This window comes from Pseudomonas sp. RIT357, from assembly GCF_000632245.1.
Lineage (GTDB): Bacteria > Pseudomonadota > Gammaproteobacteria > Pseudomonadales > Pseudomonadaceae > Aquipseudomonas > Aquipseudomonas sivasensis.
Genome location: NZ_JFYX01000006.1, coordinates 116,211 through 142,929, shown reverse-complemented (window position 1 = coordinate 142,929; position 26,719 = coordinate 116,211). Strand labels below are relative to the sequence as shown.

Here is a 26,719-nt window from a genome sequence, read left to right as displayed (position 1 = left end):
CGGCCCACGGATTCAAGCCGGAGTGCGGGCACACCGAGCCTAGGCGAGGTGCCGAGTGTTGGGGCAAGAGCCCTTTGCTTACTTTGGGGCTTTTCCAAAGTGAGCCGCCGTAAGGGCGGAACCCTAAGCGGCCATCACCCAAATAACGGATATGCCCCCAATCACTCCCCCACCCGCAAAGGCCCCAAAACCTGCCGATACCGCTCAACCCCCTGAGCGGTCTGCCTGACCAACCTAACCTCCAACCCCAAAGGATCCCCCCGCCGATTCCCACTCAACTGCCGCCAGCCCTTATCCGTCTCCCACACCCGTACCTGCAGATCGCTCACCCCCGTCAACACCACCACGCCATCCTTGGCCGCCGGCAACGGAAACCGATCCCGCGCAGGCGCCGCCGCGCGATACAGGTTGTCGCCCTTGAGCCACCAGCGCACCCGTTGCAATCCATCACCGTCGACCGGTGCACGACGAATCACGTTCAACTCAAACCCCTTGCTGTCAGAGCTACGCACCGTCACAGCAGCCAGTCCATCGGCGTCGTCTGTCGGTGCGGTCAGTTCGACGCTGGCCCTGAGGCTGATGTCCCGCTGCAGCTGGTTCAGCACTCGCAACAACGCCTCAGTCTGTTCCGTGCTCGCCTGCAGGTGATGATCAGCGCGGGTCACGCTGTCGAGGCCGCGCCAGGCGATCAGGCTGACCACCGCCATCAACATGATCGCCACCATCACTTCGATCAGGGTGAAGCCTTTCTGCGATGAACTCATGGCTGGCTCACCACGCGCATCAAACCGGCGGCATCGCGTTGCAGGCTGAGGCTGTGTTGCCCGTCGGACAGCACCACACGCACGGGTGGGTTGATCCACTCGGCATCGAGCACCAGGGTTTGCCGGGGTTCGATGTTGATTTGCATCGGCGTGCTCTCCCATAAGCGTGGGCGCAATTGGGCATCGCCCTGGAACGCCTCCATGCCCATCCCGTCATCACGGCGACGGTTGAAGCGAAACCCCTTGGCATCGGCGCGCCAGGTAATCGGGCGGCCGTCGGCGCGGGCTTCGGCCTGGGCCACTTGCAGCAGTTGGCTCAGACGCTCGGCGTCTTTGCGCAGCAGGTGCAGCGGGTCAGGCTTGATGCTCAGGCTGATGGCCGCGCTGGCGATGCCGATGATTACCAGCACCACCATTAGCTCGATCAGAGTGAAGCCGTGCTGTTTCATCGTGGGGCACCTGCTGAACTGGCGAGGTTGTGAAATAAAAACGTGCGAATTGGCCTGTACGCTGGAGATACGGACAAACAGGAGGTCCCACTCATGGCTTTTTCCCTGCGTTTTTCACCCGCCCAGGGCGTGCAGATCGGCGCGTTGCTGGCGGCTTTGGCTGGCGGGGTGGTGTGGACGCCGCTGCTACTCACGTCCGCCGAATCCCACACGCCCCAGGCCACCCCGCAGGCTCTGGCGGCGCGCAGCGATAACCCGGCGCTGCAATGGTTTGCCAATGCGCCGACGGCGTTGCAGGTCAAGGTCACTGGCGTGCTCGCTGGCGCGCGCGGTGCGGTGGCGATCCTCAGCCTCAACGACGGCCCGCCGCGCAGTTTTCTTTTGGGTGAACGCCTCAGCCCTGGCGTGCGGCTGACGGCTATCGAAGGCGATGGCGTGGAGATTGAGCGCGGTGGCGAGAAGCTGCGCGTCAACCTCGATAAGTTGCCGGATGCCCCTGCGTTGCCGCGCCTCACTCGGCCATGACCTGGGTGGCGAGCCGCGCCAGGGGCGGCGCTTCACGGCTGGCGTCGAGCACCAACACGCTGATTTGAAAGAGCGGGCCATCGGCGCTGACGGTCTGCTCGCACCGCAGCTTCAAGCGGCCCTGGTCGCACTCGAAGGTCTTCTTGCCGCTGCGCAGGCCGCCCTCCAGGCGCACCTCTGCTAGGCGACTTTGGGCCGCCAGCAACGCCATCGACTTATCCCGCAGCAGCCCGTTGCTCTGGGTCATCAACCCGGCCACACGCACAGCGGCGGCCATGGCCACGGCAATGATCGCCAGCGCCACCAGCACTTCAATCAGGGTAAATCCTTGCTCGTTGCGATGGCCGTACATGGCGCTCTCAAAGCCCGTAAACAGGCCCGCAGACTAGCGCCGCGAGTTGACCGATTGGCGACCGAACCTCCCGAGGATTTTCAATACGACTGACATATGTTCTTGCAACACTGCGCCACGAAATACACCCAACCCAAGGAATGTCGAGATGGATATCGCGCGCCTAACGTCCCCATTGCCAGGCCCTCGCGGCCAGCGTGGCTTTACCTTGATCGAGATCATGGTGGTGGTGGTCATCCTCGGGATTCTGGCGGCGATGGTGGTGCCCAAGGTGCTCGACCGGCCGGACCAGGCGCGGGCCACGGCGGCCAGGCAGGACATCGGCGGCTTGATGCAGGCGCTGAAACTCTACCGCCTCGACCACGGCACTTACCCGAACATGACCCAGGGCCTGAAAGTGCTGGTGGAACGCCCGGCGGATGCCAAGACCAACACTTGGCGCGCCTACCTTGACCGATTGCCGAATGACCCGTGGGGCCACCCGTATCACTACCTCAACCCGGGCGCCAATGGTGAAGTCGATGTGTTCTCCCTCGGCGCCGATGGCCAGCCGGATGGCGATGGCGTGAATGCCGATATTGGCTCCTGGCAGTTGTAAGGCGCGCCATGAAACAGTATTCGCCCCCAGTGGCGAAGCAGCGCGGCATGGCGATTATCAGCGCCTTGCTGATCGCCGCCGTGGTCGCGGTGATCGCCGGCGCCATGCTCACGCGCCAGACCGTGTTTACCCGCAGCCTGGAAGCCGAGCAGATGCGCACGCAGGGTCAGTGGCTGTTGCAGGGGGGGCTTGAACGCAGCCGACAGATGCTGTGGGAGGCGCGCCAGAAAGACGTGCTGACCCGCCTTGACCAACCTTGGGCCCGCGCTCAGGGCGGCACATTCGAAGGTCGGGTTGAAGACGAGCAGGGCAAGTTCAACCTGCGCAACCTGGTCAATCGCCAGCGGGTGGATGCCGAGCAACTGCAGAGTTTTGAACGCCTGTGCCGCCTGATCGGCGTTGACCCGGCGGTGAGCCGGCGTATCAGCCAGCGGGTCATCGCGTCCTATGCGCAACTCGATACGCCCGCCAAGTACCCGATGCTGCGCAGCCTGGACGACTTGAGCGGTGTCGAAGGCCTCGACGCCGTGGTGTTGCAGCGCATGCAGACCTATATCAGCGTGCTGCCCGACATGACTTGGGTCAACGGCAACACCGCCCGCGCCGAAGTGCTCAGCGCCGTGGTGCCCCAACTGAGTCTGTCCCAGGCCCAGGCGCTGGTGGCTGAACGTGACGGCGGGCATTGGTTTATCAACCGGGGGGATTTCGTCAATCGCCTGCACTTGCCCCAGGTGGCGGTGGACTCAGTGCAGGTCGGCATCACCAGCGAGTGGTTTCGCCTGCAAGGCCAGGCGCGGCAGGAGCAACGTCGGGTGACCCTCGACGCGCTGCTGCACCGTCCGGAAAACCGCCGGCCCCAGGTGATCTGGTCGCGGGTGGGCGTATGAAACGCTTGCGCATTGCCTTGCCGCCGCTGGCTGAATTGAGTGTGGATAGCCGGGTGAAATGGGCCTGGTGGGAGCGTGGCACGGTGGTCTCTGAAGGTCATGAGAGCCTGGCGCAATTGGGCAAGGGCCGCCACGCGGTGGACTGCTTTCTGCACCCCTGCGACAGCCTGCTGACAAGCCTCGAATTGCCGCCACTGCCTGCCGCCAAAACCCATGCCGCCGTGGCCTGCGCGGCCCAGGCGTTGATCCTCGGCCCAGTGGAACAGATGCAAGTGGCTCACGGCCCGCGCGAAAGCGATGGCCGCGTGCAGGTTGGCTGGGTGCCGAAGGATGGGCTGGAGCGACTCAGCCAGGTCCTGGCGCAGGCGCCACTCAAACTGCGCGGCCTGTATTCCGCGCCCTATGCCTTGCCGGTAGGGGCAGCGGCGTTGGATGAAGGCTATTTGTTGACGCGCGACAGCCTGCAACAAGCGGCGGTGCACCCGCTGGGTTTGCAGGCGCTCGATGTGCCGCTGGTGGACGCGGCGCAGCGTTGGGCCGGTGCCGTGCCGAGCTGGGGCCTGCACGCGCGTCTCAGCCAAGCGTCCAGCGGTGGCTGGGGCAGGGCGCTGGGCTGTGTCGCGTTGGCTGCCGTCGTGTGGACGGTCGGCCTCAACCTGTACGCCGCCCGCCAGGCGGATGAAGGCCAGCGGCTCAAGGCGTTGATGAGCCAGCAGGTACGCCAGGCGTTTCCTGAATTGCCGGTGGTGCTCAACCCGTTGCAGCAGGCCCGTCAGCAACTGACTGCACGCCAGACTGGCGCCGCCGCCGACCCCGGCCAGCGCTTTCCCAGCCTGCTGCAACTGGTGGGCAGCCATCTGCCGTTTATGGTGGGCAGCGTCGACATCCTGACCTTTGAGCAGGGGCGATTACACCTGGAACTGCTGGCTGACAGCCGCAGCCCGGCGGCCGAGGGCGAGTGGCAAGCCGCGTTGGCCCAGGCAGGTTTTGCCGCCACACGGGACGACCATGGCTGGAGCATTGCGCCCGCGCAGGTCGCGGAAAAACCTGGAGCCGGCGATGAATAAATGGCACCGCGTACGCAGCCAGACCCATGTGTTCTGGAACGGCCTGGCCCTGCGTGAAAAACGCATGCTGGTGGGGGCCGGTCTGGTGCTGGCGAGCCTGTTGACCTGGCTGATTCTGGTCCAGCCCGCGCTTAAAAAGATCGACTATTGGCAAGCCGAAACCCCCAAGCTGCGCGCCCAGGCTGCCGCGTTGCAGGTGCTGTTGCAGGACGTCACAGCACCTCGGCCCGCCGAGGAAGCTGCGCTGCGCCAGGCCTTGGACAGCGCCGGTCTGCGCGAGCATTACCAGTTGCAGGCGCTGGATGCTGGCGGTTGGCGCCTGACCTTCGACAACGCCCCGGCGGACGCTGTGGTGGGCTGGTTGTTGGGCAATCCCCGAACCTTTTCTCTGGAAGTGTCCGAGGCACGTTTGCAGCGTGCCCCGGACACCGTCGACACCTCGGCCGGCACTGTGTCCGGGACCGTTCGCATGGATCAGGCGCTTGGCGCTAAGGAAGCTTCATGAAGTGGTCAGTCCCCCCGTTTCGTATGGCCGCGCCACTGCTGTTGCTGGCGCTCAGTGCGTGCAGCACCCAGCAGGCCACCCAGCCGTTGTTGGTGGACAGCGAACTCGGCCAGCCGTTGGCCGAGACCCGCCGCGGCGGCGATACCGTGCTGGATCGCCAGCGCGAACTTGTCCCCAAACCCGCCATACAGCACCGGGTGACCAACAGCGCCCGAGCCCAGGCCCCGACGACCGTCAAGGCACGTAATCCGCTGGGCGACCAACCGGTGCAGCTCAATTTTGTCGACGCCGATATTCAGGCCGTGGTGCGCGCACTGTCCCGTGCTACCGGTCAGCAGTTCCTGGTGGACCCACGTGTCAAAGGCAACCTGACCTTGGTCAGCGAAGGCCAGGTCCCCGCGCATCAGGCCTACGACATGCTGTTGGCGGCGCTGCGCATGCAGGGGTTCAGCGTGGTTGATGTCGGCGGCGTGGCCCAGGTGGTGCCGGAGGCCGATGCCAAGTTGCTCGGCGGGCCGATCTACAGCGCCGGCAGCAGCGGCATGCAGACCCGTACCTTCCGCCTGCAATACGAAAACGCGGTGAACCTGATCCCGGTGCTGCGCCCCATCGTGTCGCCAAACAACCCGATCAACGCCTACCCCGGCAACAACAGCATTGTCATCACCGACTATGCAGAAAACCTCGCGCGGGTCGCGCAGATCATCAGTGGCATCGACACACCCAGCGCCATCGACACTGACGTGGTGCAGATCCAGAACGGCATTGCTGTCGATATCGCGGCCATGGTCGCCGAGCTCCTGGAAACCCAGGGGGCCGACCAGACCCAGAAGATCAATGTGATTGGCGATCCGCGTTCCAACTCCATCATCATTCGCTCCGGCAGCCCCGAGCGCACGGAGCTGGCGCGCAACTTGATCTACAAGCTCGACAACGCCCAAAGCAACCCCAGCAACATGCACGTGGTGTACCTGCGCAACGCCCAGGCGGGCAAGCTGGCCCAGTCGCTGCGCGGGTTGCTGACCGGCGAGAGTGACGCCGGGGTCAGCGACGAGGCGCGCAGCAAACTCAGCGCCATGGGCGGCAATGGCCAGAACACCACCCCAGCCAGCAGTGCGCAGAACAGCAGTGGTACGCCCACCGGCAGTGGGGTGCAATCGAGCTATGGCCAGGATTCACCCTCCACCGCCAGCCCGTCCAAGGATCAGGACACTGCGTTCAGCGCCGGCGGCGTAACCATCCAGGCCGACGCCACCACCAACACCTTGCTGATCTCCGCGCCGGACCCGCTGTACCGCAACCTGCGGGAAGTGATCGACATGCTCGATCAACGCCGCGCCCAAGTGGTGATCGAAAGCCTGATCGTCGAAGTTGGCGAGGACGACGCCACGGAGTTCGGCGTGCAATGGCAGGCCGGCAACCTAGCGGGCAAAGGCGGGTTTGGCGGTGTCAACCTCGGCGGCAGCGGTGTGAATGGCACGCCCACCAGTCCCACCAGCATTGATGTGTTGCCCAAGGGCCTGAACATCGGTCTGGTCAACGGCACCGTGGATATTCCAGGGATCGGCAAGGTGCTCGACCTCAAGGTGCTGGCCCGCGCCTTGAAGAGCAAGGGCGGCACCAACGTGCTGTCCACGCCCAACCTGCTGACCCTGGATAACGAAGCGGCGAGCATTTTTGTGGGGCAGACGATTCCGTTTGTCACCGGCAGTTATGTGACCGGCGGCGGGGGCACCAGCAATAACCCGTTCCAGACCGTGCAGCGCGAAGAAGTGGGGCTCAAGCTGAACGTGCGCCCGCAGATTTCCGAGGGCGGCACGGTGAAGCTGGATATCTATCAGGAAGTCAGCAGTGTGGATTCCCGGGCGTCGGTGGCAGCGGGGACGGTGACCAACAAACGTGCGATTGATACCAGCATTCTGCTGGATGACGGGCAGATCATGGTGCTGGGTGGGTTGCTGCAGGATGGCTATAGCCAGAGCAACGACGCGGTGCCGTGGCTATCGGATATTCCAGGGTTGGGGGCGTTGTTTCGCAATGAGAAGCGCAGTGTGAGCAAGACCAACCTGATGGTGTTTTTGCGGCCTTACATCATTCGCGACAGTGGGGCGGGGCGCAGTATTACCTTGAACCGCTATGAGTTTATGCGTCGGGCGCAGGGTGGGTTGCAGCCGGAACACAGTTGGGCGATGCCGGATGTGCAGGCGCCGCAGTTGCCTTCGGTGGAGAAGGCGATTCCGGGCGGGCAGCAGCCGGGGCCGAGGGCGGTGATTCGGGCTGTACCGGTAGGTGCGCGGCCATGAATCCAAATGAAGATCTGAATGTGGGAGGGGGCTTGCTCCCGATGAGGGTGTGTCAGCCACAGATGTACACACTGACCCACCGCTATCGGGGGCAAGCCCCCTCCCACATTTGGACCGTGCTCGGTCAGGAGGATACCTTGTGAGCCTTCTCCCTTACGCCTGGGCCAAATCCCAACGCATCCTCCTGCGCCCCGGCGAGGACGGCATGTTGCTGACCGTCTGCCCCTCAACCCCCGGCTGGTCGATCAGCGAAGTGCAGCGCCAGTTCGGCCAGTCGCGGATTGAGCAGGTGAAGAAGGCGATTCCGGGCGGGCAGCAGCCGGGGCCGAGGGCGGTGATTCGCGCTGTACCGGTAGGTGCACGGCCATGAATCCAAATGAAGATTTGAATGTGGGAGGGGGCTTGCCCCCGATGAGGGTGTGTCAGCCACAGATGTACACACTGACCCACCGCTATCGGGGGCAAGCCCCCTCCCACATGTGGACCGTGCTCGGTCAGGAAGATGCCTTGTGAGCCTGCTCCCTTACGCCTGGGCCAAATCCCAACGCATCCTCCTACGCCCCGGCGAGGACGGCATGTTGCTTACCGTCTGCCCCTCAACCCCCGGCTGGTCGATCAGCGAAGTGCAGCGCCAGTTCGGCCAGTCGCGGATTGAGCAGATACGCGATGACGAACTCGACGGTCTCCTGGCCAGTGCCTACGCCGACACCGGCAGTGCCGCGGCCGTGGTGGGCGCGGCGGAAAACGAGGTCGACCTCGACCGCCTGATGCAGGACATGCCCGAGATCACCGACCTGCTCGACACCCAGGACGGCGCGCCGGTGATCCGCATGATCAACGCCTTGCTCACCCAGGCAGCGCGGGACGAGGCCAGTGATATTCATATCGAGCCCTATGAAACCCATTCCGTGGTGCGCTACCGCGTCGACGGCACGCTGCGCGATGTGGTGTCGCCACGCAAGGCGCTGCATGGCGCGTTGGTGTCGCGGATCAAGATCATGGCTCAACTCGACATCGCCGAAAAACGCCTGCCCCAGGACGGGCGCATTGCATTGCGTGTGGCCGGGCGGCCGATTGATATTCGAGTGTCGACGGTGCCCACCGGGCATGGCGAGCGGGTGGTGATGCGTTTGCTCGACAAGCAGGCCGGGCGTTTGCAGTTGGAGACTCTGGGCATGGAGCCGCAGTTGCTGGCGCGCCTCGATACCTTGATCCGCCAGCCCCACGGCATTGTGCTGGTCACCGGGCCCACCGGCAGTGGCAAGACCACCAGCCTGTACGCGGCGTTGGCGCGGTTGGACGCGAGCACCAGCAATATCCTCACCGTGGAAGACCCGGTGGAATACGACTTGCCGGGCATCAGCCAGATCCAGGTCAACGCCAAGATCGACATGACCTTCGGCCTGGCGCTGCGGGCCATTCTGCGTCAGGACCCGGACATCATCATGATCGGTGAAATCCGCGACTTGGAGACCGCGCAGATCGCCGTGCAGGCCTCGCTCACCGGTCACTTGGTACTCGCCACGTTGCACACCAACGATGCGGTGTCGGCGGTGAACCGCTTGATCGACATGGGCGTCGAGCCGTTCCTGTTGGCGTCGTCATTGCTGGGTGTGTTGGCCCAGCGGTTGGTGCGCCGCCTGTGCCCCCATTGCAAGCAGGAAGATCCTGCCGCGCCGGGCACCTGGCGTCCGGTGGGGTGCTCGCACTGCAACCAGGTCGGTTACAGCGGGCGTACCGGTATCCATGAATTGTTCTGCGTCGACGACGATGTACGCAGCCTGATTCATCAGGGCGCCGGCGAGCAGGATTTGCGCCTGGCCGCGCGGCGGGCCGGGATGTTCAGCATGCGTGAAGACGGTGAGCGCTGGGTGCGCAGCGGCGCCACGGCCCCCGAAGAAATCCTGCGCGTGACACGGGACGCCTGATGAATCGCTATCGCTATGAAGCCGCGGATGCCAGCGGCAAAGTCGAGGTCGGGCATGTGGAGGCCGACAGCCAGAGCGCAGCGTTTGCCCACTTGCGCGGGCGGGGTTTGACGGCCTTGTTGGTGCAGATCGAAGGCGGCCAGCCAGCGGCGGCGGGCAGTAGCCTGTTCACGCCCAAGCTCTCGGACAACGACTTGGCCTGGGCCACGCGGCAACTGGCGAGCCTGCTCGGCGCCAGCCTGCCGTTGGAGGCGGCGCTGAGTGCCACGGTGGAGCAGGCCGAGAAAAAGCACATCGCCCAGACGTTGGCGGCCGTGCGTGGGGATGTGCGCGGCGGCATGCGCCTGGCGGATGCGTTGGCGGCGCGGCCACGGGACTTTCCGTCGATCTACCGTGCGTTGATTGCGGCGGGGGAGGAGTCCGGTGACTTGGCCCAGGTGATGGAGCGCCTGGCGGACTACATCGAGGAACGCAACAACCTGCGCGGCAAGATTCTCACCGCGTTTATCTACCCCGGTGTGGTGGGGCTGGTGTCCATCGGCATTGTGATTTTTTTGCTCAGTTACGTGGTGCCCCAGGTGGTCAGTGCGTTTTCCCAGGCGCGTCAGGACCTGCCGGGGCTGACGCTGGCGATGCTCAACGCCAGCGACTTTATCCGCGCGTGGGGCTGGCTGTGTTTTGCCGGGATTGTCGGCGGTTTCTGGAGTTGGCGTTTGTACCTGCGCAACCCGGTGGCGCGCTTGAATTGGCACAGTCGCGTGCTGCGCCTGCCGCTGATCGGGCGCTTTGTACTGGGTCTGAACACGGCGCGGTTTGCCTCGACCCTGGCCATCCTCGGTGGTGCTGGCGTGCCGCTGTTGCGGGCGCTGGAGGCGGCGCGCCAAACCTTGTCCAACGAGCGCCTGAGCCAGTGCGTCAACGACGCCACTGCCAAGGTACGCGAAGGGGTCAACCTGGCGCCGGCGCTGGCGGTGGAGAAAGTCTTTCCGCCGGTATTGATCCACCTGATCGCCAGCGGCGAAAAAACCGGCTCGGTGCCGCCGATGCTCGAACGTGCAGCGCAGACGCTGTCGCGGGATATCGAACGCCGGGCCATGGGCATGACCGCGCTGCTGGAGCCGCTGATGATCGTGGTGATGGGGGCGGTGGTGCTGGTGATTGTGATGGCGGTGCTGTTGCCGATCATCGAGATCAACCAACTCGTTACCTGATCAAACGGCGTGAGCGGGCTTACTGTGGTGAGCGGGCTTGCCCCGCGCTGGGTGGTGAAGCCACCCCAAAACCTGACACGGCACCCTCTCTGAGACACCGCGTTTTGTCGGGGGGCAGATCCATTGCGTGGAAATCCAGTTCTATTGGGGGGCGAGCGTCCTCCACCACTCAACGCGTTTTTCAGTTGTTTTTTTGGTATCCCGATGTCCGGGTCCCAACCTCGGGTTCCTCATTCCGTCATCTGCCAACGGTTCCTGCCGCCTCCACGGCAGGGCCTCTGAAACCTCGCTGTCATCTGGGCTGAAATCGCTCAGAATCATGACCAAAACACCCGAGAATCTTTTTAAAAATCAAGTGTTTCCTCCCGAGGTTTTTTCCTACATCTGTCATCGGAAACTGCGACTTTCTCTTCCATGGTTTTCACCCCCGGCCACCCCTTTATCACGGCTTGGGACCGAAGCCATGGCGTCATGCAAGAGCCATCTACCCCAAACGTACAAACACGACGAAAGGAGATTCTTCATGTTTAAGCGCAACGTTCTCGCGGTATCCATGACCCTCGCTGCACTGTGCTCGGCCCAGGCTGCAATGGCTGACATCAACGGCGGCGGCGCAACCTTGCCACAGCCGCTGTACCAAACCTCCGGCGTCCTCACCACTGGCTTCGCCGCCTACATCGGCGTGGGCAGCGGCAACGGCAAGGCGGCTTTCCTGAACAACGATTACACCAAGTTCGTGGCGGGCGTGACTAACAAGAACGTGCACTGGGCAGGCAGCGATTCCAAGCTGACGGCTGCTGAGCTGCTGGCTTACCAAACCAACAAACAAGCGACTTGGGGCAAGTTGATCCAGGCGCCTTCGGTGGCCACTTCGGTCGCCATTCCATTCAACAAGGCTGGCGCCAACGCGGTTGATCTGAGCGTTAACCAACTGTGCGGCGTGTTTTCGGGCCGCTTGACCGACTGGAGCCAGATCACTGGTTCGGGTCGCACCGGCGCGATCAAAGTGATCTACCGCAGCGAGTCCAGCGGTACCACCGAACTGTTCACGCGCTTCCTCAACGCCAAGTGCGCTGAGACGCAACCGTTCGCCGTGACCACCACCTTTTCGTCCAGCTACGGTGCAGGCTTGCCTGCTGGCGCAGTGGCCGCTACCGGCAGCCAAGGCGTAATGACCGCGTTGAACGCTCAAGATGGCGCGATCACCTACATGAGCCCGGATTACGCGGCGACCACCTTGGCCGGTCTGGATGACGCCACCAAAGTGGCCAAGATTGGCGGTGTTTCGCCAGCGCCTGCCAACGTTTCCACCGCCATTGGCCAGATCCCTGCGCCAACCGAAGCCCGTGCAGATGGTTCGTTCATCGACGCCACTAACCCGGACAACTGGGTACCGGTATTCGCTGCCACCGCCAGCGGCCCGGCGACGTTCGCCTACCCATCCAGCGGCTACCCGATCCTGGGCTTCACTAACGTGATCTTCAGCCAGTGCTACGCCGACGCCACCCAGACCACCCAGGTCCGTGCGTTCTTCAACCGCCACTACGGCAACCTGATCAACAACGACACCGCCATCAACAACAACCGCTTCGTGCCGCTGCCAGCCAACTGGAAAAAAGCCGTGCGTGACACCTTTGCCACCGCTTCCAGCGCTCAAGGCATCGGTAACACCAGCGTCTGCAACGCCATCGGTCGTCCGCTGTAACCCAGGCTTTCAACGACCCGCAACCCCGATCAGCAACGGCCTGTGCCGTTGCTGATTTTTTTTGCGTTAGCAGCCCTTTATGAACTTTGCATGACAGAAGTTCAGTCCCGCCCCTCGCCAACCGCCTAACCCTCATACGTGAGCCTGTCTTGCTCCTGGCGATTACAAAGAAGGAAGATTCCCGATGGTCCGCTGCAAACCCACGCTCAAGCTGAATGCCCAGGGCTCGCACGCCCAGACTGTGTTGCGCCTCAAGCCTCTGGCTCAGGTCATTGCCTTGTTGGTGGTGGCGGGCAATGCCCATGCGGCGACGGCGTTCAGCCCAGCGTGGTTCGCGGCCAAGGGGGCGACCCAGGCGACGACGGCGGCGCGGATCAATGCGGGGCAGATGCCGTCGGTGCCGACGCTGAACCAGCAGGCGCGGGTCAACCAGCAGTTGGCGCGGTCCATCAGCACGCTCAACACCACGGTCGCGGCGATTGCGGCGCAGCAGGCGGCGCAGGCGGCCGGTCGGCAGGCGGCGTTCGGTCAGGTCTCGACGATTCCCGATGGCCTCGGCAAGGGCGGCTTGCAGGTGGACAACAGCCTGACCCAGGGCTGGACCAATGCCAAGGCGCCGACCCAGACCCAGGCGGGCGGCAAGACCACGGTGAGCATTGAGCAGACCGCCGACAAGGCGATCCTCAATTGGGAGACGTTCAACGTCGGTCGTAACACCACGGTGGATTTCCAGCAGCAGTCCACCTGGGCAGTGCTCAACCGCGTCAATGACCCTGAGGCACGCCCCAGCGAAATCCAGGGCAAGATTCAGGGCGCGGGCACGGTGATGATCATGAACCGTAACGGCGTGGTCTTCAGCGGCACCAGCCAGGTCAATGTGCGCAACCTGGTGGCGGCTGCCGCGACGATCACCGATGACCAGTTCATCCAGCGCGGCCTTTATGTCGACACCAATGGCACTCAACCGACGTTCACCGACGCGGCGGGCAAGGTCGAGGTGCAGCGCGGTGCGTTGATCCAGACCCACAACGCCGCCACCTCCACCGACGCGGGCGGCTATGCCTTGCTGCTCGGCACCGAAGTGGAAAACGCCGGCACGATCATCACCGCCAAGGGCCAGACCACCCTGGCGGCCGGTGACAGCTTTTACATTCGCAAAGGGGTGGGCACGGCGGGCAACGAGCGTTCCACCACCCGTGGCAATGAAGTCGCCGCCAGCCTCAAGCCGGGCAGCAGCGCAGGCAAGGTGATCAACAACGGCCTGATCATGGCCTCCACCGGCGACGTCACCCTGACCGGGCACCAGGTTCAGCAAAGCGGCGTGGTCCTGGCCAGCACTTCGGTGGACACCCGCGGCTCCATTCACTTGCTCAACTCGGCCAGCGACACCGGCGGCAGCGTCACCCTGGGGGAGGGCAGCACCACTGCAATCCTGTTGGACGCCAGTGGCAGCACCGCCCTCAACAGCCAGAAAGACAACGGCCTGATCAAGCTCGACGGCACGCCGGCCAACCTGATCACGGGGCAGTTCAACCACCTCAGCGCCGTGGCCGACCGCACTGACCAGTCGCGTATCGAGATCGTCAGCGGTGGCACCGTGGACTTCCAGAAAGGCTCGATCACCCTCGCCACCGGCGGCCAGGTCGCGGTCAGCGCCGGTCAACGCAGCCTGGTGCGCGATGGCGCGATGATCGACGTGTCGGGCGCCGTGGGCGTCAAGGTGTCGATGGAAGCCAACAACATCAAGATCAACGTACAGGGCAACGAGCAGCGGGATGCGCCGATCAACCGCGACAATGGGCAACTGATCAATAACGACGTGTGGGTCGACTTACGCGACCTGGTGTTTGTCCCGGCCGGCACCAACGGCTACGCCACCGATCGCTGGTACACCGCCGGTGGTCTGCTGGAAGTCGGCGGTTACCTCGGCACCCAGGGCCATTCGGTGGGCGAATGGATGGCCCAGGGCGGCACCGTGACCTTTACCGGCAAAGATGTCGTGACCCAGCAGGGCGCGCAGATCAACTTGTCGGGCGGCACCGTGGATGTGCAAGGGGGCTATATCCGGCAAACCTGGCTCAAGGGCCCGGATCGACGGTTGTACGAGTTGTCCAAAGCACCCGGCGACATTCTTTATTCCGGTATCTACAAGGGCTATGAAGACACCAGTGTTCGCTGGGGCCAGACCGAGTACTACTACAACCCGATGATTGCTCCGCAGGGCCGTAACGAGGCCGGTTATACCGTGGGCCGTGACGCCGGCAAGCTGGTGGTCAGCACCGCCAGCGCAGTGCTGGAAGGCCAGATGATCAGCGCGGTGTTCCAGGGTGATCGCCAGACCCAGGCGCCGAACATCAACCTGGACGGTTACCAGCAATCCCAAAAAGCCATGGCCCAGCTCGCGCAGTTGATCATTGGCCAGTACACGCCGATCTACAACAAGACCACCGGCACCTTGCGCTACGCCTTGGGGGCGAACGCCGACGAGGTGTCGATCGAAGGCAGCCTGGAAAAAATCGCCGATGGCCTGGACCTCGCCACCGCATTGCCCCAGGACCGCCAGGGCAAAATCCTGCTCGACAGCGAGCAGCTCAGTGGCAACCCGTTGGGCGCGATCAAGGTCGCGGCCAGGCAGCAGGTGACCGTCAATGGCGCGCTCAGCGTGGCCGACGGCGGCGACATCACCCTGTTCGGACCGAGGGTTGATATCAACGCCAACCTGACAGCCCTGGGTGGCAGCATCAATGCGGGCAACATCCTCAGCCAGGTCAACCCGCTGAAAGCGGGCGAGGTCGAAGACACGACCCTGGCCGGTGGTTCGAGTGTGAGTGTCGCGGCCGGCGTCAAGCTCGACGCCCGTGGCCGCTGGAGCAACCTACTGCTCGACCCGACCAACAGCACCGGCGTGGCGTATGTCAACGGCGGCAAGGTCTCGCTGCGCAGTTCGAACAACGTCAACCTGGCGGCCGGCAGTGTGGTGGATGTGTCCTCCGGTGCGACCCTCGGCGTCGACGGCAAGCTCACCGGCGGCAAGGGCGGCAGTGTGACCCTGGGCGCCCTCGGCGCCTTGGCGTTGGAGGGCGAGGTGCGCGGCTTTGGCGTGAGTGGCGGCGGCACCCTGGCCTTGCAGGCACGCAAGGTGCAGATCGGCAACAGCGCGGCTGCGGTGGACAGCGACACCCTGAAACTGGCTGGCGACTTCTTCAATAAGGGTTTTTCGGCCTACGACATCACCGGCAACGAAGGGCTGATCGTCACCGACGGTACGCAAGTGGATGTGAGCCTGCCGACCTATCGTTTGGGCGCCCAAGCGTCCACCACGCCAACGGGCAGCGATCCCGCCACGGCCTTGGAGCAATGGACGCCGCCGCTGTACCAGGAGGACGCGACCAAGGGCGTGCTGACCCAACGCCGTGGCGCCGGTTTGAGCCTCACCGCCGGTACGGTCTACGCCACGGCTGCGCAACTGGCGAGCACAGCCCTGACGGTGGGCCACGGCGCCGTGATCAACGTCGATCCCGGCCAGGCCATCAAGCTGCGCAGCATCGGCCAATTGACCCTGGACGGAACGCTCAATGCCTGGGGCGGCAGTGTCAGCCTGGGCGGTGTGACCACCGGCGCCTCGGAGGCGGTGAACGCCATCGGCCATGACCGCTCGATCTGGATTGGCGAACAGGCGTTGATCGACGTGGCGGCGCGGGCGGCCACGGCGGTGGACTACCGTGGCCGCACTTACGGCGTGGTGCGCGACGGCGGCACTATCAACATTGGCGGCTCGCTTGACCTGAACACCGGCCTTGCCACAGCCAGCGACATGTTCGTGGTCGTGCGCGACGGTGCGCGCCTGGACGCGTCCGGCACCCAGGCCTTGCTGAATATTCCAGGGCAGGGCGCGGTGCAGGTCGCCAGTAATGGCGGCAGCATCAGCCTGGCCTCCAACAATGGCCTGTACCTGGATGGCAGCCTGGTCGCCAAGGCCGGTGGCGCCGGCGCGGCGGGCGGTAGCCTTAACCTGGCGCTGGAGAGCCCGTATTACCAGAAAGCCGGGGTCACCGATCGGGTGCTCAAGGTCCGTGACCTGGTGTTGAGCCAGGTGCACCAACCGACCGCGCTGGGCGAAAGCCTGGAGTACGGGCATGGCCGCCTGGGCGTGGATCAAGTCACTGCTGGCGGCTTCGATAACCTCGCGCTGTTGAGCAATGGCTTATTGAGCTTTGACGGTGATGTGAGCCTGGACATGGGCCAGAGCCTGCGTTTTTACAGCCGTGGTTATGGCCTCAGTGAAAACGCGGCAGGCAACTCACGTATCAACCTGACGGCGCCGCACCTGTTGCTGGCGGGCTACCTTGCGCCTCCCGAGACGGGCAAGGATTTATACGTGCGTCCGGTGCCGGTGTTGCCGGCGCCATCCCAGCGTGCAACCGAGGCGCAGTTCAATGCCGACGGCGACCTGGTGGAAGTGCGCGGTAATGTGATCTTCGGCAATCGCAGCAGCCTGTACGGCGCCGACAATAGCCTGGCGAGCCTTGAGCGCCGTGGCTTCGACCAGGTCAACCTGACCAGCCAGGGCGATTTGCGCTTTCTGGTGGGCGCCTCCGCGAACGACATCATCACCGGTGTCAGTACCCAGTTACTGACCCAGGGCGACATGACCCTGCGGGCGGCGCAGGTGTACCCGAGCACGGAAGTCAGTGCCCGTGTCATCGCCGGTTACCTGGGCGAGTCATCGGCTGTGCAGGGCCTGACGTTTGACCCTTTACGCACGTTGACCATTGGCCGCGTCGGCAGCACGGACGCGCCCCTGCCGTATTCGGCGTTCGGACGCCTGCAACTGGGCGCTGCCACCGTCAAGCAAGGCGGTGTGGTGCGCGCGCCATTGGGCCTGATCGATATCGGCAGCATGGGTAGCAGCCTGGTGCAATTGCTGCCGGGCAGCGTCACTTCGGTGAGCGGCAAGGGCCTGGTGTTGCCCTATGGCGGCACGCTGGACGGGCAGGTTTACAAGTACAACGGCAAGACGGTGACATTCCTCGGCCAGGGCGGGCTGGCCAATACCAACAGCGACTTGAGCGTGGGCGTCATTCTGGGTGGCCAGTCGGTTGCGGTGCAGCCGGATGCCATCCTGGACCTGTCGGGCGGTGGCGAGTTACTCGGCGCCGGGTTTGTTTCCGGGCGCGGCGGTTCCACGGATGCGCGTTACAACCCGCTGGTGCAATTTGGTGCCAACGGCGGGTTTGTGTTGCCGGGGCTGTCCACCAACCCGATCTACGCCATCGTGCCGGGCGTGCAACCCGGCGTAGCGCCGGTGGCTGCGGAGGGCGGTGCCGTGGCGCCGCTGGTTGGCCAGCAGGTCACCATCGGCGCGGGTGTGCCAGGGTTGCCGGCGGGCACCTATACCTTGATGCCGTCGACGTATGCCTTGATGCCCGGCGCCTATCGCGTGGAGATCAATGGCCTGGCCGGAGTCGGCAGCGACGCCGCGACCACCTTGATGCGCAATGGCTCGTGGGCCACGGCCGGGCAGTTGTCGATTGCCCACACCGGGATCCGCAACAGCACTGCCAGCCAGTTGATCCTGACTTCGGCGGACACCCTGCGCCGTTATTCCCAATACAACGAAACCAGTTACGCCCAATTCGCCAAAGCCGATGCGGCCAGGTTAGGCGTACCGCGCCCCATGCTGGAAGCCGACGCCAAGACCCTGAAACTGGCACTGCGCCCCGGCCAGGGGGCCGACGCATTCTCCTTCGAGGGTATCGGACGTTTTGATGCCGCGACGGGAGGCTATGGCGGTACGGTAGCGGTACTGGACCCTGGCAAGCTCGGCATTGAAGTGATCGCGGCTGACGCTTCGGCTACCGCCGGTTTTTCCGGCATTACGCTTAAAGCCGACACCCTCAATGCCATCGGTGCTTCACGGCTGATGGTGGGGGGCATGACCATGGTGGAGTATGGCCAGTCGGGCAACTTCATAAGCCTGGCATCGGGCGTGAATGCCGCCGATAGCAACGTTACTTTACGTGCGGGCGCCACGCTTGCCGCGCCCGAAGTGTTCCTGGTGAGCAACACCGGCGCCATCGTGGTAGAGCAGGGCGCTTCGATCAACACCCTGGGGCGCGGTGCCGCCAGCTACGATGCCCGCGACGGTTTTATCTACCAAGTTGCCAATATGCTGGCGGTGTCCAACGGGTTGCTGAACGTGGTGAGTGCCCCTCAAGTCGGCGGTGTGACCAGCGGTGGTATCAACATCGGCGCATGCAGCACGAGCGTCTGCACCGGCCAGACCGGGTTGTATTCCGATGGCAGCATCGTGGCCCTGACCGACAGCACCTTCCAACTGGGCGACCAGGTGCGCTATGGCACTCGTCACCTCAACCTGGGCGTGAGCACCATCAACCTGGGCAGCGTCGAAGCCCTCGCCGCGGCGGCTGCCGCAAACCACTTGCCAGCCGGCCTGACCCTGAACCAGGCGCTGCTCGACCGCCTGCTGCTCGGCGACACGCAATGGGGCGCACCGGCCCTGGAGACCCTGCAGTTGTCGGCGCGTGACGGTTTTAACTTCTACGGCAGCGCCAGCCTCGACACCTATGACCCGCTGACCGGCAAGTCGCTGCTGAGCAACCTGATGCTGTCCACCCCGTCCATCTACGGCGCCGGTGGTGCCAGCGATGTCGCGACCATTCACACCGCTAACCTGATTTGGCTGGGTGCTACCAACGCTCCCGGCGCGGTGGTGGCAGGCGGCGCAGGCACTGGCAGTGGGCGCCTGGATATCAATGCCGAGCGCATCGAGTTTGGCTATGGCGAATTTGGCCAGCCCAGCACTGTAAAAAGCTTCGACCGCCTGGCCCTGGGCTTTGCCAACGTTGCTCTCAACGCCAGCGAGCGCATCACCGCCAACCACAAGGGCAGCTTGTCGGTGTACCAGCGGCAGGGCGCCTATGACCCGGTCAGCGGCTTCCAGTACAGCGGCGGCAACTTGACCATTCGCACCCCGCTGATGACCGGTGAGGCCGGCTCGGTGAACACGATCAAAGCCGGCGGTGCGATCGATATCGGCGCCTCGGCAGGCCGCCGTGGCAACGCCAGCGGCCAGGGTGCCGCACTGTCCCTGCAAGGCGACAGCATCCGCGTGGCCAGTGCGGTGGTGTTGCCCAGCGGTAAAGTCAGCCTCAGTGCCCGTGGCGATGTGGTGTTGACCGACGACGCGCTGATTGACGTGGCCGGTCGTGGGATCACCTTCAACGATGTGACCCAGTACGGGTGGGGCGGCGATGTGCTGCTCGACAGCCGCAGCGGCAATATCCTGCAGGCGGCGGGCTCGACCATCGACCTGTCCGCCAAGCACAACCAAGCCGGCAAGTTGCGTGCGGTGGCCACGGATGCGGCGGGTGGAATCGTCGATCTGCAGGGCAAGATCCTCGGCAGCAGCAGTGGTTACTACAACGCCGGTGGCACCTCTATGCCGCAACCAGCTGGAACCGTGGAGATCCAGGCGCAGCGCCTGGGCAGCAGCGGCTCCCTGGACCAGCAGTTTGCCGACCTCAACCAACGCCTGAACCAGGGCGAAGTGTTCGGTGCGCGCAGCTTTCAGCTCAAGCAGGGCGACCTGACCATCGGCAACGGGCTCAAGGCCGGCACCGTCAGCGTGTCCGTGGACAACGGCAGCCTGCGCGTGACCGGCCTGGTGGACGCCAGCGGTGAGCGCGTCGGCAGTATCAACCTGGCCGGCAAGAACGGCCTGACCCTGGACAGCACAGCCGTTCTCGACGCTCACGGCAGCAAGCTGCGCGTGGACAGCTACGGCAAGATCATCGACTCGCCGAACCGCGCCACGGTGGTGCTGGGCTCCGGCAGCGGCCAACTGACCCTCGCCGACGGCGTACGCATCGACCTGCGCCACGGTACCGGCGCGGCTGCTGGTAATGACGGACGCAATCGCGGCACCCTGGAACTGAATGCACCACGGTTGGCAGGCAATGACGTGGCGATCGACGCCAGTGGACGCTTGACCATTCAGGGCGCGCGCTCGATCACCCTCAACGGCATGGCGACCTACGACGATGCACCCGAAAAAAGCGATCCGACCGCCAGTGGCAGGCCGTATCAGGAAATCACCCAAGGTTATCTGGATGCAAAACACGCCTTGAGCGAGGCCTTCATCAATGCCGCCCTGCTCAATACGAACTTGCTGGATAACAAGCTCGCCGGCTTGAATAACGCGACCTACGCCGACGCTTTCCACCTGCGCCCCGGTGTGGAAATCGTCAGCAAGACCCCGGACGGCGACCTGGTGGTCCAGGGCGACCTGGACTTGTCCGGTTATCGCTATGCCAGCCTCAACCCCAACAGCCAGAAGAACAATGCCGTCTACGGCTCCGGCGAGTCCGGCAGCCTGACGCTGCGCGCCGGTGGGGACTTGAATATCTACGGCAGCATCAACGATGGCTTCGCCAAACCGCCGGTGTCCGAGGATGACAAAGGCTGGGTGCTGCTGCCCGGTGTGGACTTCAGCGGCGGCACCATCGTGGTGCCGGGCAACGGTGTAACCCTGGCAGACGGTACGGCCTTCCCGGCGGGCAGCACGCTCAACTACGACCTGCCGATCAAAGGCCTGACGGTCGCCGCCGGCACCCGTTTGCCAGTGGCCGCGACCTTGGGCCAGGACCTGGTTCTGCCGGCGGGCAGCGTATTGGCGGCGGACGTGCGTGATGCCGGGGGCAACCTGTTGTTTGCCGCCGGTACGTTGCTCGCCGAGGCGCACACCCTGGTGGCGGGCACGCAATTGGGCGCCGGGACACTGTTGACCCAAGGCACCCGTCTGCAAGACATGATCTGGCCCAAAGGTGTACCGCTGCCGACGGTGCATGGGGCGAACCTGGCCAATAACATCGTGCAACTGAGTGGCAGCAAAGCCCTGCCGAAGGGCGCGCTGATCCCCGCCGGCACCGATGTGAAGTTGCCCAATGGGGCTGCCTCGGTGCAGTTGCGGGTTGGGGTGTCTGGCGACGCCGGTCAGGTGTGGGCCATCTCGCCGATGCTGGCCGAAGGCACCCAATCGTGGTCGTTGCGCCTGGTGGCGGGTGCCGACACCGAGGCCGCGGACAGCCGTCTGCTGCAAGCCCATCCGCGCAGCGGCGATATTCACCTGGCCGACAATCACTACGGCATGTATGCCAAGGAATTGCCGAGCAAAGGCGTTCAGACCTGGACGGCCGAAGCGGTGGCGGTGCTGACCGAGGCTGGGTTGGACATCAAAGAGGGCGACCCCATCGACCAGCAATTGCTCGATGACTTGAGCCTGGGGTCGATCGAGGATTTCTGCGCCGGCGCGCCGGAGTATTGCGCGATCAAAGTGACCTACGTGTGGACGCAGCAAGCGGCTGACGATCTGTTGAACCAGTCCGGTGTGATCATCCCCGTGGGCGCGGTGATCACCAATGAGTTCCTCGCCAGCCTGGAGCTGCCTACGGTGGATGAAGTCTGCGCCCTGGCTCCCGAATATTGCGCGGCCCAGAGCACGACCGAATACGGGGCGACGCCTTCGAGTACACGCTTCAGTGTGATCCGCACCGGCCGCGGCGACCTGGAGTTGTTGAGTGCGGGCAACCTGAGCATGGATTCGCTGTACGGCGTGTACACCGCCGGTACTTCATCGACCGGCACGTTTGCGGGTGACCCGTACAACCAGCCCAACGCTCAACCGTCCGGCGCCGTGCTGAACGATCCGGGAAGCTACTTTGAGCAATTCGTCAACGGCTCACCCACCAGCCGCTACCGGGCCTGGTACCCGGAGGCCGGGGGCAATCTGACCCTGAATGTCGGCGGTGACCTGAGCGGTAATATCACCAGCACTGCGACCAGCAATGCGCGTCCCAACCCCAAGGACGCCGGGGTGGACTCGGCCGCAGTCGGCAACTGGCTGTGGCGCCAGGGCAGTGGTGACGTGGCCACGGGCGGGCAAGCTCAACCCACCGCCTGGTGGATCAATTTCGGCAGTTACACCGCGACCACGGCGGCGGACAAAATGCTTGGCTTCACCGGCTTCGGCACCTTGGGTGGCGGCAATCTGGACGTGAACGTGGTCGGTGATGCCGGGGTCTTGGATACCTTGGGCTATGGCTTCAACAACACCACTGTAAACCCCCACAGTCAGGGCCTGGCCCTGGCGGTCGGCAGCACGGGGCGGATCGCCAGCGATGGCAGCCAGCAGTTGACCGGCGGCGGCGATTTGCGCGTGCGCATCGGTGGGGCGCTGAACCCGGCCAGCGTGGCCGCGACTGCGGACCATCGTGATGGTGTGCTGGTCAACCTGCGCGGCGATGTGCAACTGCGCAGCACCAGCGTGGGCAGCGTCGACATGCTCTACGGCAGCATTTCCCCCACCCAGAGCCCGGGCGAAACCCGCGCGTTCGACCCATTGGTCGCGACCCGTGGCGTTGCCCGTGGTGGCATGACCCTGGTGCCCGGTGATGCCACGTTCAACCTGCAGACCCTGGGCGACTTGGTGGTGCAAAACGTCGAAGACCCGGGCCGGGTACAGCTTTCGCACGTATCACCCTTTGCCCAAGGCGCGAAAGTCGGCAGCGGTTCAAGCTGGTTTACGTTGTGGACTAAAGACACCGCGATTGATCTGTTTTCACTGGGCGGCAACCTCACACCCTTCACCCGCTCCGAAGCGACGGCCGACCTGGCGGTGGTCTACCCGTCCATCCTTAACGCTACCGCAGCGGGCGGCAGCCTGTATTACGGTAAAGCCGCGCAGACGCAGACCAACGGTGACAGCGCCTACAGTTATCCCTTGCTGTTGGCGCCTGGGGAAAACGGCCAGTTGCAGTTCCTTGCCCAAGACTCGATCTACGCCGGCGGCATGCCGGTTAGCCAGTCCGGCACGGCGAACAGTGCGATGGCGACGCCGTGGAATCCTGCGTACCAAGGCCGGGTTGGCAACGCCGTGGTCGCCAGCAACCTGTCGGTCACGGGTAACGCGGGCAACCTCTCATTGTTCGCATTCGGGTCTGGCACCACAGCCGCTTCATCTGCGGGCAGTGCTGAACCGGCGCGGTTTTATGCGATGGACGGCGACCTTGTCGGGGTGAGCAGTGGTCGGATAATCACGTTCCAGAAGACACCCGGGTCAGTGCATGAAGGTGAGACCTGGTATGAAGGGAATGGCGCGGTCCGCATGATGGCTGGGCGGGATATCGTCAGCAGTGGTCGTACTTTTGGCACTGATGGTTTTACCGTCGCGTCGCCAAGCGACAATCTGTTCATTCATAAAAACACGCAGGACATCTCCATCGTGTCTGCCGGGCGCGACATTCTCTACAGCAACTTCCAGGTAGCCGGCCCCGGCCTGCTGGAAGTCTCGGCCGGGCGCAATATCCTGCTGACAGGCACGGGCGGCGAGCACAGCGTGACCAGCCTCGGCGCGGTGTTGCCGGGCGACAACCGCCCTGGCGCGAGCATCGTCATGCAGGCCGGTGTCGGCGCCAACGGGCCGGATTACCAACGGTTCGTCGAGAGCTACCTGAACCCGCTCAACCAGGCACAAACGGGCGAGTCCTTGCAGGGCGGCAAAGTGGCCAAGACCTACGAGGACGAACTGGCCACCTGGCTGGCCGAGCGCTTCGGGTTTGCCGGCGACAGCGAGCAGGCCCGCGCTTACTACGCTGCATTACCCGCTGAGCAACAACGGGTGTTTGCCCGTGACGTGTATTTTGCCGAACTCAAGGCCGCTGGCCGCGAGTACAACCAGGACGGCGGCGTCCGCGAGGGCAGCTACCTGCGTGGCCGTGCGGCGATCGCGGCGTTGTTCCCGACCAGGGACGTGGCCGGCAACCCGATCACTTACCAGGGCGACATCACACTGTTCAACGGCTCGGGCGTGCACACCAATGCCGGTGGGTCGATCCAGATGCTCACCCCCGGCGGCGGCCAGACCTTCGGCATCGAAGGCGCGGCGCCACCGTCCACGGCGGGTGTGATCACCCAGGGTGCCGGTGACATTCAGCTGTATTCCATGGGCAGCATCCTCTTGGGGCAGAGCCGCATCATGACCACCTTTGGCGGCTCGATCATGGGGTGGACCGCCGAGGGCGACATCAACGCCGGTCGCGGCTCCAAGACCACCGTGGTGTACACACCGCCCAAGCGTGTCTATGACAACTGGGGCAACGTGGGCCTGTCGCCGTCGGTGCCAAGCACCGGTGCGGGGATTGCCACGCTGAACCCGATCCCGGAAGTACCGGCGGGAGACATCGACCTGATCGCGCCGTTGGGCACCATCGATGCGGGCGAGGCGGGGATTCGGGTGTCGGGTAACGTCAACATCGCGGCCTTGCGGGTGGTGAACGCGGCGAATATCCAGTCCCAGGGCAAATCGTCTGGGGTGCCTGTAACGGCCTCTGTCAATACCGGCGCCATGAGCTCGGCCAGCGCGGCGGGGGCAGCGGCCTCCCAGGCGGCGGAAGATGCGGCGCGCAGTCAGCAGGCGGCGGCCAAGCAGGGCAGGGCTTCGATCGTGACGGTGGAAGTGCTCGGGTTTGGGACTGAGCCGGTGCAGCGTGGGGTTGAAGAGGGGCAGAAGACGTCGGGGTATAACCCCAACAGCCCGGTGCAGGTGCTGGGCGCGGGGCCGCTGAGTGAACAGGCGCGGGCGCGGTTGACGGACGAGGAGAGGAAGCAGATTTCGTTGTAGTTGGGTTGGTAGGGCCTCTCGTTGGACTTTTGGGGTGATCTTTGATTGCCCCGTTTTTTTTGGGGCTTGGTGGGTGTACATATCCATTGGTTAGGTAACGGCGGCTTAGGGTTCCGCTCTTACAGCGGGTCACTTTTGTAAAGGCACAAAAGTAACCAAAAGGCCTTCGCCCCACCACTCGGTGCCTCGCCTAGGCTCGGCATGCCCGTAATCCGACATTGATTTGGGGGGCCGCCGCCACGCGCCATCCATGGCGCAGGGCGGCTAAACCGGCATCCCTGCCGGTTTACCCCCCAAATCAACATCGGATTCCGGCCATCGTGGTTGACGGGGCGATTTCAGATCAAAAGCAAGAGCGCGGCGGCCTTAGAGCCGACCGGGTTCTTAAGCCGAACTCCGTCCAAATGTGGGAGGGGGCTTGCTCCCGATGAGGGTGTGTCAGTTGATGCAGCTGTGACTGACCCACTGCCATCGGGAGCAAGCCCCCTCCCACAGTTTGATCTCCATAGATCAGACAGATAGGTTCTAGCCTGCTGTCCTGCTGTCCTGCTGTCCTGCTGTCCTGCTGTCCTGCTTTTGCTCTGTTTTTGCTCTGCTTTTGCTCTGCTTTTGATCTGGCTCTTACATCCTTTTCGCTGACGAAGTCAGCGGTCTTTTGATCTGCGCTTTTGATCTTGATCTCAGGCGCCCCGTCAAACACGCTGGCCGAACGCAGGCTTGAATCCGTGGGTAACCCGGCAGGACGCCGGGTTAGCCGCGCTGGGCCATGGATGGCCCATCGCGGCGGCCCACGGATTCAAGCCGGAGTGCGGGCACACCGAGCCTAGGCGAGGTGCCGAGTGTTGGGGCGAGAGCCTTTTGCTTACTTTTGGGCTCTTCCAAAAGTGAGTCGCTGTAAGAGCGAAACCCTAAGCGGCCGTTACCCAAATAACGGATATGTACTCCCCCCCACTCCCCCAAAAAAACCCAAAAAATGAAGCTTTCATGACAAAAGTTCGGTAGCCAACCCTTGCCCCCGTCTCTCCTGTGTAACGCGCTCAAGAACACCACGAAGGTGTTCTTAAAGCCGCCAGCAGGACGCCAGGAGTGGGGCAATGGGATCTATGGAACGTTATTCAAAAGTCGGCATGCAGGAGCTCGACCAGCGCCTGTCAAAGATCGTCGAAGCCGCGCGCAAGAAGCCGGTGTCGGTCTATCGCTATGGCGCACCCTGGGTATGGATCGTCTCCCAGGACGATTGGCAGGGCGCCGTGAAGGAAGTCTCCAGCTACATCCCCGCAGGCCATTCCCTGGTGCTACTGCGCCCGCAGATCGACGACGTCCTCGACCAGCACCGCGACTGGCTGGTGGCCGAGCCCTCGATGTTGATCGCACCGCAGACCGTGCTGCAGATCCTGCTGCTGCAACTGCTGTACTCGGTGCCCAGCGAACAACAACTGCACGAACAGCTCAACTACAACCTGCTGTTCCGCTGGTTCGTCGGCCTGGACCTGAACCAGAAGGTCTGGAGCATTCACGTACTCACTCGCGATATCGCCACGCTGCTCAACAACCCTCGGGCGGTACAGCTCATCCAGAAAATCATCGGTGACGTGTTTTGTGGCGCCTTGCTGCACATGCCGGAGTTCTCGCTGAACTTCGCCTTGCTGCACACCTGGCTGGCACGCCACGGCAACACCTCGATCGCCAGCAATTGAGCCGGCCGAACGCCGTGCCAGTGGCGGC

14 protein-coding genes and 1 pseudogene are annotated in these 26,719 nt (G+C 63.9%); 12 read left to right on the top strand and 3 right to left on the bottom strand.

All coding sequences use genetic code 11. The annotated features are described in order from the left end of the window. Window positions 1-161 precede the first annotated feature (161 nt). The gene (locus BW43_RS20490) at window positions 162-764 is read right to left on the bottom strand and encodes a type II secretion system protein GspJ (protein ID WP_032885409.1); all 603 of its coding nucleotides are present in this window, start codon (window positions 762-764) and stop codon (window positions 162-164) included. Further along, window positions 761-1,213: a type II secretion system minor pseudopilin GspH gene (gene gspH, locus BW43_RS20495; RefSeq protein WP_032885408.1), complete on the bottom strand. Its 453-nt coding sequence runs from the start codon at window positions 1,211-1,213 to the stop codon at window positions 761-763. Before gspH ends, BW43_RS20490 begins: the two co-directional genes overlap by 4 nt. 93 nt (window positions 1,214-1,306) lie before the next feature. Here gspH and BW43_RS20500 point away from each other — a divergent pair, with 93 nt between their 5' ends. Further along, window positions 1,307-1,738: a type II secretion system protein N gene (locus tag BW43_RS20500; protein ID WP_032885407.1), complete on the top strand. Its 432-nt coding sequence runs from the start codon at window positions 1,307-1,309 to the stop codon at window positions 1,736-1,738. Here BW43_RS20500 and gspI read toward each other — a convergent pair. Beyond that, entirely contained in the window at window positions 1,725-2,090 is a 366-nt protein-coding gene (gspI, locus tag BW43_RS20505; protein ID WP_032885406.1) for a type II secretion system minor pseudopilin GspI, read from the bottom strand. The genes BW43_RS20500 and gspI overlap by 14 nt on opposite strands. 148 nt (window positions 2,091-2,238) lie before the next feature. On the opposite strand from gspI, the gene gspG reads away from it, so the two are divergent. The 11 genes and pseudogenes from gspG to BW43_RS20560 all read left to right on the top strand — a co-directional run bounded on the left by gspG (window position 2,239) and on the right by BW43_RS20560 (window position 26,691). Beyond that, entirely contained in the window at window positions 2,239-2,688 is a 450-nt protein-coding gene (gene gspG / locus BW43_RS20510; RefSeq protein ID WP_032885405.1) for a type II secretion system major pseudopilin GspG, read from the top strand. Window positions 2,689-2,696: 8 nt separating this feature from the next. Then, window positions 2,697-3,575 carry a type II secretion system minor pseudopilin GspK gene (gene gspK / locus BW43_RS20515; RefSeq protein WP_160016659.1) on the top strand — a complete coding sequence of 293 codons (879 nt, stop codon included), beginning with the start codon at window positions 2,697-2,699 and terminating at the stop codon, window positions 3,573-3,575. Then, on the top strand, window positions 3,572-4,642 hold the full coding sequence (gene gspL, locus BW43_RS20520; protein ID WP_032885404.1) for a type II secretion system protein GspL: 1,071 nt from the start codon (window positions 3,572-3,574) through the stop codon (window positions 4,640-4,642). The genes gspK and gspL overlap by 4 nt, the downstream gene beginning before the upstream one ends. Further along, window positions 4,635-5,147 carry a type II secretion system protein GspM gene (gene gspM / locus BW43_RS20525; protein WP_032885403.1) on the top strand — a complete coding sequence of 171 codons (513 nt, stop codon included), beginning with the start codon at window positions 4,635-4,637 and terminating at the stop codon, window positions 5,145-5,147. Before gspL ends, gspM begins: the two co-directional genes overlap by 8 nt. Continuing rightward, a complete protein-coding gene (gene gspD, locus BW43_RS20530; RefSeq protein WP_032885402.1) occupies window positions 5,144-7,450 on the top strand; it encodes a type II secretion system secretin GspD in 2,307 nt (768 codons plus the stop codon). The genes gspM and gspD overlap by 4 nt, the downstream gene beginning before the upstream one ends. 139 nt (window positions 7,451-7,589) lie before the next feature. Further along, window positions 7,590-7,745 (top strand): annotated as a pseudogene (locus tag BW43_RS20535) (type II secretion system protein GspE); the annotation flags it as partial. Between the two features lie 214 nt (window positions 7,746-7,959). Beyond that, the gene (gene gspE, locus BW43_RS20540) at window positions 7,960-9,378 is read left to right on the top strand and encodes a type II secretion system ATPase GspE (RefSeq protein ID WP_032885400.1); all 1,419 of its coding nucleotides are present in this window, start codon (window positions 7,960-7,962) and stop codon (window positions 9,376-9,378) included. Then, complete coding sequence (gene gspF, locus BW43_RS20545; protein ID WP_032885399.1) at window positions 9,378-10,589, top strand: type II secretion system inner membrane protein GspF; 1,212 nt, start codon at window positions 9,378-9,380, stop codon at window positions 10,587-10,589. The genes gspE and gspF overlap by 1 nt, the downstream gene beginning before the upstream one ends. Before the next feature lie 523 nt (window positions 10,590-11,112). Then, complete coding sequence (locus tag BW43_RS20550) at window positions 11,113-12,294, top strand: substrate-binding domain-containing protein (protein WP_032885398.1); 1,182 nt, start codon at window positions 11,113-11,115, stop codon at window positions 12,292-12,294. 184 nt (window positions 12,295-12,478) lie between these two features. Then, the gene (locus BW43_RS20555; protein WP_032885397.1) at window positions 12,479-24,994 is read left to right on the top strand and encodes a filamentous hemagglutinin family protein; all 12,516 of its coding nucleotides are present in this window, start codon (window positions 12,479-12,481) and stop codon (window positions 24,992-24,994) included. Window positions 24,995-26,097: 1,103 nt separating this feature from the next. Beyond that, window positions 26,098-26,691: a transposase gene (locus BW43_RS20560; RefSeq protein ID WP_032885396.1), complete on the top strand. Its 594-nt coding sequence runs from the start codon at window positions 26,098-26,100 to the stop codon at window positions 26,689-26,691. Window positions 26,692-26,719 lie beyond the last annotated feature (28 nt).

What these genes read in the sequence shown, in the direction of transcription:
- BW43_RS20490 (WP_032885409.1), bottom strand. Translation starts at nt 764, where the DNA reads ATGAGTTCATCGCAGAAAGGCTTCACCCTGATCGAAGTGATGGTGGCG.
- gspH (WP_032885408.1), bottom strand. Translation starts at nt 1,213, where the DNA reads ATGAAACAGCACGGCTTCACTCTGATCGAGCTAATGGTGGTGCTGGTA.
- BW43_RS20500 (WP_032885407.1), top strand. Translation starts at nt 1,307, where the DNA reads ATGGCTTTTTCCCTGCGTTTTTCACCCGCCCAGGGCGTGCAGATCGGC.
- gspI (WP_032885406.1), bottom strand. Translation starts at nt 2,090, where the DNA reads ATGTACGGCCATCGCAACGAGCAAGGATTTACCCTGATTGAAGTGCTG.
- gspG (WP_032885405.1), top strand. Translation starts at nt 2,239, where the DNA reads ATGGATATCGCGCGCCTAACGTCCCCATTGCCAGGCCCTCGCGGCCAG.
- gspK (WP_160016659.1), top strand. Translation starts at nt 2,697, where the DNA reads ATGAAACAGTATTCGCCCCCAGTGGCGAAGCAGCGCGGCATGGCGATT.
- gspL (WP_032885404.1), top strand. Translation starts at nt 3,572, where the DNA reads ATGAAACGCTTGCGCATTGCCTTGCCGCCGCTGGCTGAATTGAGTGTG.
- gspM (WP_032885403.1), top strand. Translation starts at nt 4,635, where the DNA reads ATGAATAAATGGCACCGCGTACGCAGCCAGACCCATGTGTTCTGGAAC.
- gspD (WP_032885402.1), top strand. Translation starts at nt 5,144, where the DNA reads ATGAAGTGGTCAGTCCCCCCGTTTCGTATGGCCGCGCCACTGCTGTTG.
- gspF (WP_032885399.1), top strand. Translation starts at nt 9,378, where the DNA reads ATGAATCGCTATCGCTATGAAGCCGCGGATGCCAGCGGCAAAGTCGAG.
- BW43_RS20550 (WP_032885398.1), top strand. Translation starts at nt 11,113, where the DNA reads ATGTTTAAGCGCAACGTTCTCGCGGTATCCATGACCCTCGCTGCACTG.
- BW43_RS20555 (WP_032885397.1), top strand. Translation starts at nt 12,479, where the DNA reads ATGGTCCGCTGCAAACCCACGCTCAAGCTGAATGCCCAGGGCTCGCAC.
- BW43_RS20560 (WP_032885396.1), top strand. Translation starts at nt 26,098, where the DNA reads ATGGAACGTTATTCAAAAGTCGGCATGCAGGAGCTCGACCAGCGCCTG.